At 61.4% G+C, this 241-nt stretch carries 1 pseudogene; it reads left to right on the top strand.

The features are described from left to right. Window positions 1-13: 13 nt before the first annotated feature. Window positions 14-241: pseudogene (locus R0J92_RS26075) on the top strand (IS6 family transposase); the annotation flags it as partial.

A 241-nucleotide genomic window follows, 5' to 3' on the forward strand; every position in this document is an offset into this window, starting at 1 on the left:
GTAGGCGGTGCTGATGCAAACACAGAACGTCAGCGACAAACGCCACCGGTTTCCGCCGCAAACCATCGCTCACGTTGTCTGGCTCTATGCCCGGTTCAACTTGGGCTTGCGCGAGGTTGAGGAGATGATGCTCGAACGTGGGGTTGATGTGTCGTACGAGGCGATCCGACGCTGGGCTGTCAAGTTCGGCCCCTTGATTACCCACGTTCGGCGGCGGCGACAGCCGCACCCCGGCGATGTC

Source organism: Tritonibacter sp. SIMBA_163 (assembly GCF_046535935.1).
GTDB lineage: Bacteria > Pseudomonadota > Alphaproteobacteria > Rhodobacterales > Rhodobacteraceae > Epibacterium > Epibacterium scottomollicae.